The 12,377-nt window shown below is 69.0% G+C and carries 10 protein-coding genes and 1 tRNA gene; 4 read left to right on the top strand and 7 right to left on the bottom strand.

All coding sequences use genetic code 11. The features are described from left to right. Positions 1-250 precede the first annotated feature (250 nt). Together H9622_RS12585 and H9622_RS12580 are read left to right on the top strand one after the other, a co-directional pair. Positions 251-2,017 carry a hypothetical protein gene (locus H9622_RS12585; protein ID WP_191766762.1) on the top strand — a complete coding sequence of 589 codons (1,767 nt, stop codon included), beginning with the start codon at positions 251-253 and terminating at the stop codon, positions 2,015-2,017. A 267-nt stretch (positions 2,018-2,284) separates the two neighbouring features. Continuing rightward, complete coding sequence (locus tag H9622_RS12580; protein ID WP_191766761.1) at positions 2,285-3,385, top strand: fatty acid desaturase family protein; 1,101 nt, start codon at positions 2,285-2,287, stop codon at positions 3,383-3,385. A 33-nt stretch (positions 3,386-3,418) separates the two neighbouring features. Here H9622_RS12580 and H9622_RS12575 read toward each other — a convergent pair whose 3' ends face one another. The 4 genes from H9622_RS12575 to H9622_RS12560 all read right to left on the bottom strand — a co-directional run bounded on the left by H9622_RS12575 (position 3,419) and on the right by H9622_RS12560 (position 6,284). Next, the gene (locus tag H9622_RS12575; RefSeq protein ID WP_191766760.1) at positions 3,419-4,132 is read right to left on the bottom strand and encodes a GAF and ANTAR domain-containing protein; all 714 of its coding nucleotides are present in this window, start codon (positions 4,130-4,132) and stop codon (positions 3,419-3,421) included. 24 nt (positions 4,133-4,156) lie between these two features. Continuing rightward, positions 4,157-4,855, bottom strand: coding sequence for a GAF and ANTAR domain-containing protein (locus H9622_RS12570; RefSeq protein ID WP_191766759.1), 699 nt, complete (start codon positions 4,853-4,855; stop codon positions 4,157-4,159). Positions 4,856-5,122: 267 nt separating this feature from the next. Further along, positions 5,123-5,320 carry a hypothetical protein gene (locus tag H9622_RS12565; RefSeq protein ID WP_191766758.1) on the bottom strand — a complete coding sequence of 66 codons (198 nt, stop codon included), beginning with the start codon at positions 5,318-5,320 and terminating at the stop codon, positions 5,123-5,125. 493 nt (positions 5,321-5,813) lie between these two features. Beyond that, the gene (locus H9622_RS12560; RefSeq protein ID WP_225222055.1) at positions 5,814-6,284 is read right to left on the bottom strand and encodes a hypothetical protein; all 471 of its coding nucleotides are present in this window, start codon (positions 6,282-6,284) and stop codon (positions 5,814-5,816) included. Between the two features lie 210 nt (positions 6,285-6,494). Between H9622_RS12560 and H9622_RS12555 the strand changes: the two genes are divergently transcribed. Further along, on the top strand, positions 6,495-6,662 hold the full coding sequence (locus H9622_RS12555) for a hypothetical protein (protein WP_191766756.1): 168 nt from the start codon (positions 6,495-6,497) through the stop codon (positions 6,660-6,662). A gap of 138 nt (positions 6,663-6,800) precedes the next feature. On the opposite strand, the gene H9622_RS12550 is transcribed toward H9622_RS12555, so the two are convergent. Next, positions 6,801-6,872 (bottom strand) — tRNA-Gln (locus H9622_RS12550). A gap of 76 nt (positions 6,873-6,948) precedes the next feature. Next, positions 6,949-8,463: a glutamate--tRNA ligase gene (gltX, locus tag H9622_RS12545; RefSeq protein WP_191766755.1), complete on the bottom strand. Its 1,515-nt coding sequence runs from the start codon at positions 8,461-8,463 to the stop codon at positions 6,949-6,951. Positions 8,464-8,627: 164 nt separating this feature from the next. On the opposite strand from gltX, the gene H9622_RS12540 reads away from it, so the two are divergent. Then, complete coding sequence (locus H9622_RS12540) at positions 8,628-11,366, top strand: cell wall-binding repeat-containing protein (protein WP_191766754.1); 2,739 nt, start codon at positions 8,628-8,630, stop codon at positions 11,364-11,366. Between the two features lie 7 nt (positions 11,367-11,373). On the opposite strand, the gene H9622_RS12535 is transcribed toward H9622_RS12540, so the two are convergent. Next, positions 11,374-12,360: a LysR family transcriptional regulator gene (locus H9622_RS12535; RefSeq protein ID WP_191766753.1), complete on the bottom strand. Its 987-nt coding sequence runs from the start codon at positions 12,358-12,360 to the stop codon at positions 11,374-11,376. Positions 12,361-12,377 lie beyond the last annotated feature (17 nt).

Genomic DNA, 12,377 nt, shown 5'->3' with positions numbered 1-12,377 from the left:
ACCCCTTTGTCGATCCTCTACAAGAAATCCAGTCTCAGCCATCGTGACACTTGGTTCCAGCCGGAATGCTGTCCTGAAACCGCTCTCCCGGCTGTTACGTTCACTCCGCTTCACGACGGTGAGCGCCCCGACGAAACCAAAGACGGTGCGGCGGGCGATCGACCTTGCGGAGATCCACCATCGGCCGGTGACAGCATGCCGGCCGTCCTTCACACGCCTGCCCACAGGCGCCACCACCAGGAGTCCCTCAGTGACGAGAACGACAGTCCACGCGCATGGCCTCGGCATGCGCATCGCCGTCATCGTGCTCAGCGTGCTGCTTGCCGCGATGATCTTCCTCTACTTCGCAACGACCTCGAAGATCGCCGCCGGTGCACAGCAGCTCGCCGATGGCACGTCGCAGGCCGATGCCGGATCGACGGAGCTCGCAGCGGGCGCGGTGACGCTGTCCGACGGCGCGACCGAGCTGAACGCCGGCGCGGCGAAGGTCGACGACGGCGCCGCGACGGCGGCGGCAGGTGCAGAGAAGCTGGCGGCCGGTGCGACCTCGGCGGACGCGGGCGCGGCACAGCTCTCGAACGGCGCGCTGGAGCTCTCCTCGGGTGCGATCACCCTCGTGGAGGGAACGGTGAAGAACCGCAACGGCGTCGCCCGCCTCGACGCCGGCGCGTCGGAGGCCGCCGCCGGGGCGAGGGATCTCGCCGCAGGCAACGCCGAGCTCTCCGAGGGCATCGATCTCGCTGCGGCAGGCATCAGCAAGCTCGAGAGCGGCGCCGGCGAGGTGTCGCACGGCCTCGGCTCGGCGTCGTCCGGCGGTGCTCAGCTCAGCGCCGCCCTCGCACAGGTCGACCAGGGCACCGCATCGCTCGCGGCCGCGCTCACCGCCGCCGAGAACGGCTCCGCGCAGGTCGCGGGCGGCGCGAAGCAGGTCGAGGCCGCTGCCGCCACGCTGGCCGGAGGCGCGGCGCAGATCGCCGGCGGGACCGGTCAGGCGCACGACGGCTCGACGTCGCTCGCCGAGGGCGCTGCGAGCCTCGCCGCCGGGGCCACGCAGACCGCCGCAGGCGCGGGTCAGGTGCGCGACGGACTGACCGCCCTGGTGGCTCAGCTGAAGGCCGCCGGTGCAGACACGACGCTGATCGCACAGCTCGAGCAGCTCGCGGGCGCCGCGGCGGCTGTTGCGGGCGGGGCGGACGACGTGAAGGCGGGAGCCGGCACGGTCAGCGCGGGTGCGACCTCGCTGCAGGGCAGCCTCGGCCAGCTGTCCGCCGGTGCCACAGGACTGTCGACCGGCGCGAGCCAGCTGGCGGCAGCCACCACGCAGGTGGCGGGCGGCACCGCCACCGTCGCCGCGGGCACGGCGCAGATCTCCGCTGCAACCGACACCCTCGCGGGCGGTGTCACCGTCCTCTCCGGCAAGTCCGCCGAGCTCGCCGCAGGACTGGGCCGGCTGAACGCGGGCGCGTCCGAGCTCTCCGGTGGACTCGCGACGCTCGAGACGAAGTCCGCCGAACTGGTCAGCGGGGGTGAGCGTGCCGCCGCCGGCGCCGCACGGCTGTCCGCCGGCAACACGCGCATCGCGTCGGGTACCCAGGAGCTCGCCGACGGCTCGATCCGCCTCGAAGCGGGCGCGCAGAGGCTCGCGTCGGGCGCCGGCACACTCTCCGCAGGTGCCGCGACGCTGGCGGACGGCACGTCGGACCTCTCCGACGGCGCAGCGGACCTGTCCAGCGGTCTGGGCGAGCTCTCCGCGGGAACGTCGACGCTGGCCGACGGCAGCGGCACGCTCGCCGACGGGACCGTGGAACTCGCCGCCGGCGCGGCGACGCTGAGCGACGGCAGCACGAAGATCGCGGGCGGCTCCGACGAGCTGGCGGCCGGAGCCGCCGGCGCCACGCCGATGGTGCTGCCCTGGCTGCTGCTCGCGGCGCTCGCGGGCATCGTGGCCATCGGATTCTGGGTCGGCCACCGTGTGAACCATCGCAGCCGCGTGGTGCCGGCGCCCGCCACCGCGTGATCGCGAGAAGGCGCGGGCGAGGCATCCCCTCGCCCGCGCCTTCTTCGCGCCCGCTGCGCGAGCGGATGACGTGCCGGGGAAACGTAGAACCCCCGCTCAGCGGGGGGTCTCTTGTTTGGCTGGGTGCCGGGACTCGAACCACGTTTCTGTGCGTTCCCCGCACACCGGTGCGGGCGCAGAGTTGCGGGCGTACTCTGAGAGGAGATGACCTGGACCCCGTCATTGGCGCGACGCGCTTCGGCGCGCTGGACATGACAGGGGCACGATATGGCCGTCATCCCTTCCGGATCGATCACATCGTCGGTGCGATCCACGACGCCGAAGGCGCCGAATCACTACACAGAGCTGTCGCAACTGGTGACCGGGAGCGGGCTCATGCGTCGCCGCTATGGCTATTACTGGACGAAGCTCATACTGGCCCCCATCGTCCTGGCGGGCGCCCTGACAGCCTTCGTTCTCATCGGCGACACCTGGTGGCAGCTCATGACGGCGGCCGTCCTGGCGGTGCTGCTCACGCAGATCGCCATGCTCGGCCACGACGCTGCCCATAGACAAATCTTCCGCTCTGGCCGCTGGAACGACTGGACCACCCTCGTGATCGGGAACCTCCTCGTGGGGATGAGCTACGGCTGGTGGCAGCACAAGCACACCCGGCATCACGCCAACCCCAACAAGATCGGCAGCGACCCCGACATCGAACTCCCCGTCATCGCGTTCACGCCGGAGCAGGCGGACCGTCGGCGCGCCAGCCGCAGCGGACCGCTGCGCTGGCTCATCGCACACCAGGGGGTGCTGTTCTTCCCCATCCTGCTGCTCGAAGGACTCTCACTGCACGCATCGAGCGTGCGCCGGGTGTTCTCCCGGGAGCCGTTGCATCGCCGCCCGATCGAGATCGTGTTCCTCTCGGTGCGGATCATCGGCTTCGTAGCGCTCGTGTTCCTCGTGCTCTCGCCGGGGCTCGCGTTCGCGTTCCTCGGGGTCCAGCTCGGCCTGTTCGGCGTCTACATGGGCATGGCCTTCGCTCCGAACCACAAGGGGATGCCACTCGTCCCGGCCGACGTGAAGGTGGACTTCCTCCGGCGCCAGGTGCTGATGAGCCGGAACATCCGGGGTAGCCGGATGCTGGATACGGCAATGGGTGGGCTCAACTACCAGATCGAGCATCACCTGTTCCCGTCGATGCCCCGACCGCACCTCCGCCAGGCATCGGCGATGATCCGCAGGTACTGCCGGGAGCACGACGTGGCCTACACCGAGTCGGGTCTCTGGCAGTCGTACGGGATCGTCGTCCGCTATATCAACAGGGTCGGGCTCGGGCAGCGGGATCCCTTCGAGTGCCCGTTGCTCCAGCAGCGGCAGACCGTCTAGCCCGACGCCGCGACGACGGCGCACACTCGCCCGTCAGAGAACCAGTCGACCGGCGACGATGTCGGCTGCGACCACGCTGATGCGGGACTGTGTGGACCGGGCGTGGCTGCGGATCCGCGCGAACGCCTCATCCATGTCGATGTTCTGTCGCTGAGCGAGATATCCCTTGGCCTGCTCTATCACCACCCGGCTGTACAGCGCGCGTTGAAGCTGCGCCTGTGCAATGGCGGACTCCTCGACCAGCCGCTGCTGCAGGATAGTGATGGTGGCGATGTCTGCGAGCGCCTGGGCCGCGGCAGCGTCGGCTGCGTCGAGCGCTCCGGGTTCATCCCGCAAGAGGTTCAGCGATCCGAGCGTCGAGTTCCGCAGCCGCAACGGAATCGCGTGAATCGATGAGAACCCGGAAGCGCGGGCATCGGCCGCGAAAGCCGGCCAACGGTCGGAGATCTGGTCGATGTCGTCCACAGACACTACCTCGCCGGTCGTGGCCGCCTCGACGCAGGGGCCTGCACCGGCTCTGAGCTGCATCAGCTCCACGAGCTCACTCCGCTCGCTCGTGGAGGCGATCACCTCCAGCTCACCTGACGGGCTCAGGAGAAGGATGCCGGCCGCAGACGCGTCGAAGAGCGAGATGCATTCGTCAACGAGTCGCTGGAGAAGGTCGACGACGTCGAAGTCGTCGACGAGGGAGTCTGCCAGGGCGACGAAGGTTCCCAGCAACTGAAGCTCGCGGGTGGGCTCCGTCATGCCGTCATCCTAAGCCGTGCCCTGTCACAGGCCGAGGTCGATAACGCGGGCGATCACGTCCGCCGCGACGTCGCGGACGGGGCGACCCGTCGCGTAAGCGTGGCCCCGGAGGAGCATGAGGGCGTCGTCCACGTCGATACCATTACTGGCCGCGACCATGCCCGTCGCCTGGTGCACTTCCCGGCGCGAGTACCGCTCGTCTGGCGCCTCAGTGCCCACGACCTCGAGACGATCCAACGCGCGACGCAGAAGAGTGCCCGCGACGATCGCGGCGAGCCGGCTCATACCTGCAACGTCGGCGCCGGACAGCTCGCACGGGGCCCCCGAGTAGAGCGCGATCGAACCGATGCTCAGTTGCCCGACGAAGAGCGGGAACGCGTATAGCGACGACACCTCCAGTTCTCGGAAAGACGCCAATGCTCCGGGCCAGCGCGATCCACCATTCGCTCGTAGATCGGCCGCCGCGACCGGACGCCGGGTACGAAGCGCCTCCCACGAGGGACCCTCGCCGAGGTCGATCTGGATTTCGTCGATCCGCGCGCCGAGTCTGGAGCTGGCGCACACCGTCTGCGAACCCATCGGCGAGCCCAGGGTGGAGACCACGGCGCCAGGCATCGCGACGGCCGCTCTCAGTGGCGAGCACAGATCGTCGCTTCGTCGGGCCGCGAGTGCGGCAGCTGCCAGGGAGAAGGCATCACGCGATCGGTCGTAGCCGGCTGCCATGGACATCGGTTCCCGCCGTTCGCCTCGGATTGAGCGGGCGCTGGGTCCGGGTGCCCTGCCGTGATCGTACTCGTCTTGCTCGCCCGTGGGCAGGAATTTGCGTGGTTCGCTGAGTGCGGCGTCAGACCGCGAACACGATCGCCCCGTGCGGGAGCCCCAGCGCTTGCCGGAGTACACCTGGCATCGAGCGCGGACAGGCCCCCGAGAGCCATTGCGGCGAGAGAGCCTATTTGCGCGGAGAGCTCCGCGACTGGGCGATGCAATCCTCTAAAGGCGTCTCACATATATTGCGACGCCCTCGTCATCCTCGATGTCGAGGCGATATTCCTCGCCGCGAAACCACGCGGCGGTGGGGATCGATCCGTCGGATTCCCGGTCGAGGATTTCGATGCCGACAGTGATGCGGCGGCGGCCGCCGGTAGCCACCTCGTCGAATCTGGCCCTGTACACGTTCGGCGGTTCCATCCACCGATCGTACGCGCCCGACTTCATTCTCGGAGGGGACCTCCGGAAGCCTGCTGCAGCCGCGCTTCAGGCCATTGGTCTGTGACCATTCTGACGCGTGTGGCGTGTCGAAGCGTGCTTCGAACCGCCGGTCTTGGACATAGACGAGGGAGAGAAGGTCTGGGGTCCGCCGCATCATGCTTCAGTGTTCCGCAGTTTCCGACGATAGCGGTGTGGGCGCGGGTGGAGCTGACGCGCTCGTCGTCGATCCGGTAATTGAGATGGAAGGGGCGGTTCCTGATAATGGATCGGGCGATGGGGGTGACGTAGGCGAACCATCCGAGGTGCTTCTTCGCGATCGCGCTGGTGTGTTGTGCCACATCCGCATCGAGGCCGATGCCCGCCATGACCCCGAACGCGTGCGTGCTGCGTGTTCCGGTCTCGAGCGGGGCCGACTGGCGGAACTTTGCGATCGCTTGCGGTCTGGACCACTCACGCCATGGTGGTTGTTCCGTCACGGTCGTGCGTAACGCCCGTGCCCACCCTCGCTGCTCCAGCCCGCGATCTGCTCGTCCTCGTTGCTGGCGGCGGCAGCCGTCGCGTCTGGGCGAGCCCTCGCTGCACTCCCTGCCCTTTGGAATGTGATCGATTCTGCGAGGGCGGTGACCGCTGCGGTTCGTGTATGTTCCCGCATTGCTGCTTCTTCGAACCGGATCGCGGCGGCATCCTGCTTCTCGTGGATCTTCGTGCTGATCGCGGCGAGTCGGTCGGCGATGACAGCCGCGAGTCCGTCGCGCAACTCCTCCAGGTTCGTGTTGGCGATCACGAGGCGTCGGTCGGCGACCGCCAGCTCCACCGTCGGAAACCCGGCACTGCCGAGATCGTCACGTGTGCGGGTCCCCAGAATCTCCGCCACTTCGTCCTTCTCAGGGCGGCGGGTGAACACGGCTTCCACCGTGTATCGGTCAGGGGCGGCCTCGGTCATGAGCGCAGCCGGAAGCGAAGCCAACAGCACCGATCCGAGGCCAAGCGTCGCGGAATGTGCGTCGCTCGTGCGTGTGTGCGTGTCCATACCCCGAACGGTACGCCTCCCACATGTGCGACTCACAGGTTCGGTGCAAGTGCGCAGGGGGGAGGGTGTCACCAGGTTGGTCGTGCCCTACCCATGCGGCATCCGCGCGGGTAGCGTGGGGAGATGACAACGGTGATCGTGATCCTTCTGGTGGTGTGGGCGATCCTTGCAGTGGTGGGATTCGCGCTCGAGGGCCTGCTCTGGCTGGGAATCATCGGCGTGATCCTCTTCGTAGGGACGCTGATCTTCTTCTTCGTTCGGCGCGCGGCCAGCCGCAGCAAGGGCGTCTGAAGAGCGGCCGCGTTCACGCTGCTGGAGCAGTGGGGATTTCAACGGATCCCGTTCGAGTGCCCAACTGGCTGCTCGCTGCCGGGATGCGTTCTGCCGAGGGTGGTGGATTCTGCTGCGGAATCCTGTGAAAATCTACTGCTGGGGTACCTGGACTCGAACCAAGAACAACTGAACCAGAATCAGCCGTGTTGCCAATTACACCATACCCCAAGGCTTTTCGACCGAAGTCGTGCCGAGGATCAAGTCTAGACGACCGCGGCACGTGAGCCAAACCGAGCGGTGCGTGTCAGCCCTGGTGCTCGACCAGCGCCGCCAACCGGCGGATCGCCTCGTCCTTGCCGAGCAGCTCCATCGACTCGAACAGCGGCGGCGACACACGGCGCCCGCTGAGCGCGACGCGCAGCGGTCCGTAGGCGACGCGGGGCTTGAGCCCGAGCCCATCGATGAGCGCGGCCGACAGCGCCTCCTGGATCGCGGCGGCCGTGAACTCGCCCTCGGGGACGACCTCCAGCGCGCCGACCGATGCGACGAGCACCTCGCCCGCGTTCGGCGGCAGGCTCGACAGAGCGTCCTCGTCGTACGCGACCTGGTCACGCAGCAGGAACCCGAGCAGGCCCGGCGCCTCCCCCAGGAGCTGCATACGCTCCTGCACGAGCGGTGCCGCCGCCTCGATGACGGACTGCTGCTGAGCCGACGGCGGTTCGCCCACCAGCCCCGCGGCCGCGAGGTACGGGACCAGCCGACCGGCGAAGTCCGCGGGCTCCAGCATCCGGATGTGATCTCCGTTGATGGACTCCGCCTTCTTCTGGTCGAAGCGGGCGGGGTTGGGGTTCACGTCGACGATGTCGAACACCTCGACGAGCTCGCCGAGCGAGAACACGTCGCGGTCCGGCGCGATCGACCAGCCGAGGAGCGAGAGATAGTTGAGCAGGCCCTCGTGGATGAAGCCCTTCTCACGCTGGAGGAAGAGATCCGCCTTCGGGTCGCGCTTGGAGAGCTTCTTGTTGCCGACCTCGCCGAGCACGAGCGGCATGTGCGCGAAGCGCGGGATGAACGTGGTCACGCCCGCGTCGACGAGCGCACGGTACAGCGCGAGCTGACGCGCGGTCGACGGCATGAGGTCTTCGCCTCGGATGACGTGCGTGATGCCCATGAGCGCGTCGTCGACCGGGTTCACGAAGGGGTAGAGCGGCACGCCGCCCGCGCGCACGAGCACGAAATCGGGGAAGGACCCCGCCGGGAAGGTGACCTCGCCGCGGATGAGGTCCACATAGGTGAGGTCTTCGTCGGGCACGCGCAGGCGCCAGGCCGGCTCGCGACCCTCGGCACGGAAGGCGGCCTTCTGCTCATCGGTCAGGTCGCGGTCGTGGTTGTCGTACCCGAGCTGCTTCGCGCGGCCGTTGGCCTCGTTGCGGGCATCGATCTCCTCCGCGGTGGAGTAGCTCTCGTACACGGCTCCGGCGTCGACGAGCTTGTCGAGCACCTCGCGGTAGATGTCGTGGCGCTGCGACTGGCGGTACGGCGCATGGGGTCCCCCCACTTCGACGCCCTCGTCCCAATCGATCTCGAGCCAACGCAGCGCGTCCAGGAGCTGCTGGTAGCTCTCCTCGCTGTCGCGCGCGGCGTCGGTGTCTTCGATGCGGAAGACCAGCTTGCCGCCGTTGTGCCGCGCGTACGCCCAGTTGAACAGGACGGTGCGGATGAGACCGACGTGCGGAAGGCCGGTCGGCGACGGGCAGAAGCGCACGCGCACGTCCGCCCCGGTCGCGGTGGTGGTGCGGGGATCGGGTGAAGAAGACATCGCCGACCAGTCTAGTTGCGGGATGCCGCGGCGCCCGGTTGGGGGGACGACGAGGCAGCTGTCCACCGAATGGGTGACATCCGACGCCCGTCGGGCTAACCTCGCCAGCAACCGGCTGTGTCACCCGGCGCGGCCGACGGCCCATCGACGAAGGAGTCGAATCCGTGACCCCAGTTCTCGCGCGCCTGCGCCGCGGCACCATCGGTGCCACCGCAGCAGTGGCGCTCATCGTCCCGCTCGGACTCGTCGTCGCTCAACCGGCGATGGCGGCACCCGAGCCTCCACCGCCCGTTCAGAAGCTCATCGCCGACGGAGAGTCGGCGGTCAGGATCTCCGGTCCTGATCGCTACGAGACCGCGGCGCGCATGTCACTCGAGTTCGGCGAAACCGATGTCGTGCATGTCGCGTCGGGCGCCGCGTTCCCGGACGCGCTCAGCGCGCAGCTCCCGCCCTCGTCTGCCCCGACCGAAGACGTGCTGCCGGGCGGGCTCTGGCCGGCATCCCACGTCGGCGGTGGCGGAGCGCCGACGCTCCTCACGCGGAGAGACTCGCTGCCGCCCGCAACGGCGGCGGCGCTGTGGACCCTCGCGCCCACGACGATCCGCATCATCGGCGGCGAGGCCGCAGTCTCGGCGAGCGTCGCCCGCCAGCTCTCGGGCTACGGCACGGTCGAGCGGATCGGCGGTGCGGATCGCTACGAGACCTCGGCACTGGTCGCCGCGGAGTTCCCGACGAATCTTCCGATCGTCTTCGTCGCGACGGGCGAGGCGTTCCCCGACGCCCTCGCCGGCAGCGCTGCGGCCGCGCGGGCACAGGCGCCGATTCTGCTCACCCGCAGCACAACGCTTCCGGCTGTCACCGCTGCCGCGTTGGAGTCGCTCGCACCCCGTTCGGTGGTGGTCCTCGGAGGCACCGGTGCGGTCAGCGACGCCGTCCTCGCCGCGATCGCAGCGATCGTGCCCCACACGACACGCATCGGGGGCGCGGACCGTTATGAGACGGCCGCCGCCATCGCGCGGGCGTACGAACGCGACACCTCCCCGCTGCTCGCGACCGGACAAACCTTTCCCGATGCTCTGGCCGGCGGCGCCTTGGCCGGACACCTGGGTGCACCGCTCCTGCTGACCCAGACCGGATCCCTCCCTGCGGCGACCACCGCCACGCTGGAAAGGCTGTCGCCGCAGGGCATCAGCATCCTCGGTGGCACCGGCGCGGTCAGCCAGGCTGTGCAGAACGCCGTGAACGCGCAGCAGCCCCGTTGGTTCGACGAGACGGTCGCCCAGATCCTGTCGTTCAACGACTACCACGGCCATCTCGAGGCCGTGGACGGCGCTGTGCTCACCCCGGCCCAGGATCCCGACCAGAACCTCGTCGGCGGCGTGGAGTACCTCTCGACGACCCTCGCGGGACTGCGGACCACTTCGTACGCCGACCGCACGATCACCGTCGCGGCGGGCGATCTCATCGGCGGCTCTCCGTTCCTGTCGGGGCTGTTCCAGGACGAACCCTCGGTCGAGAGCCTCAATCACATCGGACTCGATGTGTCGAGCGTGGGCAACCACGAGTTCGACGAGGGGACCGAAGAACTCCTCCGCATGCAGAACGGCGGGTGCCACCCCGAGAAGGGATGCTTCTTCCCCGACGAGCCGTATGCGGGCGCGGACTTCTCGTGGCTGGCGGCGAACGTGGTCAACCGCGCCGGCGGCGGCACCCTTCTGCCCGGCACCTCGGTGCGTGACCTCGGCGGGATCCAGGTCGGATTCATCGGGATGACCCTGGAAGCGACTCCGACACTCGTCGCCCCCGGTGGCGTCACTTCGGTGGAATTCCTGGATGAGATCGATACGGCGAACGCCGCCGCGGTCGAGCTGCAGGCGGCGGGGGTCGAGGCGATCGTGGTCCTGCTGCACGAGGGCGGCTCTCAGCCGGGTTCGTACAACGGGTGCGACGGCATCTCCGGTCCGATCGTCGCGATCGCCGAGGGGCTCGATCCGGCCATCGACATGATGGTCACCGGTCACACCCACATGCCGTACATCTGCAACGTCCCGGACCCGGACGGCAACAGCCGCTACGTCACGAGCGCGAACCAGTACGGGCGGGTCGTGACCGACACCAGCCTGGTGCTGAGCCAGTCCACGGGGGATGTCGTCCGAGACCGCGTGACGTCCGAGAACAACCTCGTTCTTCGCGCGGCCGCCGACCCTGGAGCGACGGCGATCATCGACAAGTGGTCCGCTCTCAGCGACGTCGTCGGCGGTGAGGTCGTCGGCACCATCGCGGAGGACATCACGGGCGACTCGAGCGGTGACCGCGGAATCGAGACGCCACTGGGCAACCTCGTCGCCGACGCGCTGCTGGCCGGCACGTCGGCTCCCGAGGACGGCGGAGCACAGATCTCGTTCATGAACATCGGCGGCATTCGTGCCAATCTCCAGTTCGGCGCCCAGTCGCACAGCGAGCAGCCGGGCGAGATCACCTATGCCGAGGCGTTCGCCGTGGCTCCGTTCGGGAGCATCCTGGTGACGCTCGACCTCACGGGACAGCAGATCAAGGACGTGCTGGAGCAGCAGTACATCCCGACCCGTGGCCGGCAGTTCCTGCACCTGGCGACCTCGGGGGGCCTGACCTACTCGTGGGATAAGTCAGCCCCGCAGGGACAGCAGATCAGCGATCTCGTGTTCAACGGCGCACCGCTCGACCTGGCCGCGACCTACCGCGTGTCCACGCTGAACTTCCTCGCGGAAGGCGGTGACAGCTTCACGGCCTTCACCGATGGCACGAACCTGGTCGGCGGTCCGGAGGATCTCGCCAACCTCGTGGCGTTCTTCGCGGCGAACCCGGGATTGGCGGCTCCGGCAACGGACCGCGTGAACGAGGTCGCCCCGGCACCCGTGCCCTAGCGGCGGGTCATCCGTCACGGCGGCCGGACCCCGCGCGGGGTCCGGCCGCTGGTCGGCCGTCCGAGACGCCCTGCAGGACATGTTCGATGCCGGCCAGCACGGCGCGGACCGCGGGCACGCGCTCGGCACCGTGCGCCGTGACGACGTGGATCGTGCGGGACTCCGTCGGCGGAAGCGCCAGCGTCACCACTCCCGGCAGTTGGGGAAAGGATGCCACGGCCATGCGCGGCAGGGTCGCGACGCCGATCCCCTGCGCCACGAGACCCTCGACCGCGACGAAGTTGTCGGTCTCGAACGCGATGTGCGGCTCGAACCCGGCCCGGGCGCAGAGCTCGAGGAGGTGTCCACGGCACCGAGGGCACCCGGCGATCCACTTCTCCTCCGCGAGGCCGGCGACGTCGACCACCGCGCTCGCGGCCGCGCGGTGGCCGACCGGCAGCACCGCGAGGAGGTCGTCGGTGCCGACGGTGCGGACCGAGAGCCCGCGGGCGCTCGGCCCGTGCGGATCGTCGCGATCGCCCGGGTAGCTGAACGTCAGCGCGATGTCGGCGCGGTCCTCACGGACGGCCTCGACCGCCTCCGGCGGCTCGGCCTCGAGGTACGTGACGGTCACGCCGGTGTGGCGCGCCTCCAGCTCGGCGAGCAGGCGCGGCACGACGGTGGGCGACGCGGACGGGAAGCCCACCAGCCGCACCCGCCCCGCGCGCAGGCCCCGCAGTTCGGCGAGCTCGCCTGCCGCGGCATCCAGCGCCGTCGTCACCGCCGGGGCGTGACGCGCAAGGATGCGGCCGGCCTCGGTGAGGCGCACGCTGCGGCCGACGCGCTCGACGAGGGGGACCCCGAGCCTCAGTTCGAGGCGCTTGAGCTGTTGACTGATGGCGGGCTGGCTGTATCCGAGAGCAGCCGCCGCACCGGTGATCGAGCCCTCGTCGGCGATCGCCTTCACGACGCGCAGAGCGTGGGGATCGATGTCGGGGTCGTCGAACACGGTCATGCGCGAAGCATAACCTC

The sequence above is a fragment of the Microbacterium gallinarum genome, from assembly GCF_014837165.1.
GTDB lineage: Bacteria > Actinomycetota > Actinomycetes > Actinomycetales > Microbacteriaceae > Microbacterium > Microbacterium gallinarum.
This window is presented reverse-complemented; position numbering and strand designations above follow the sequence as displayed.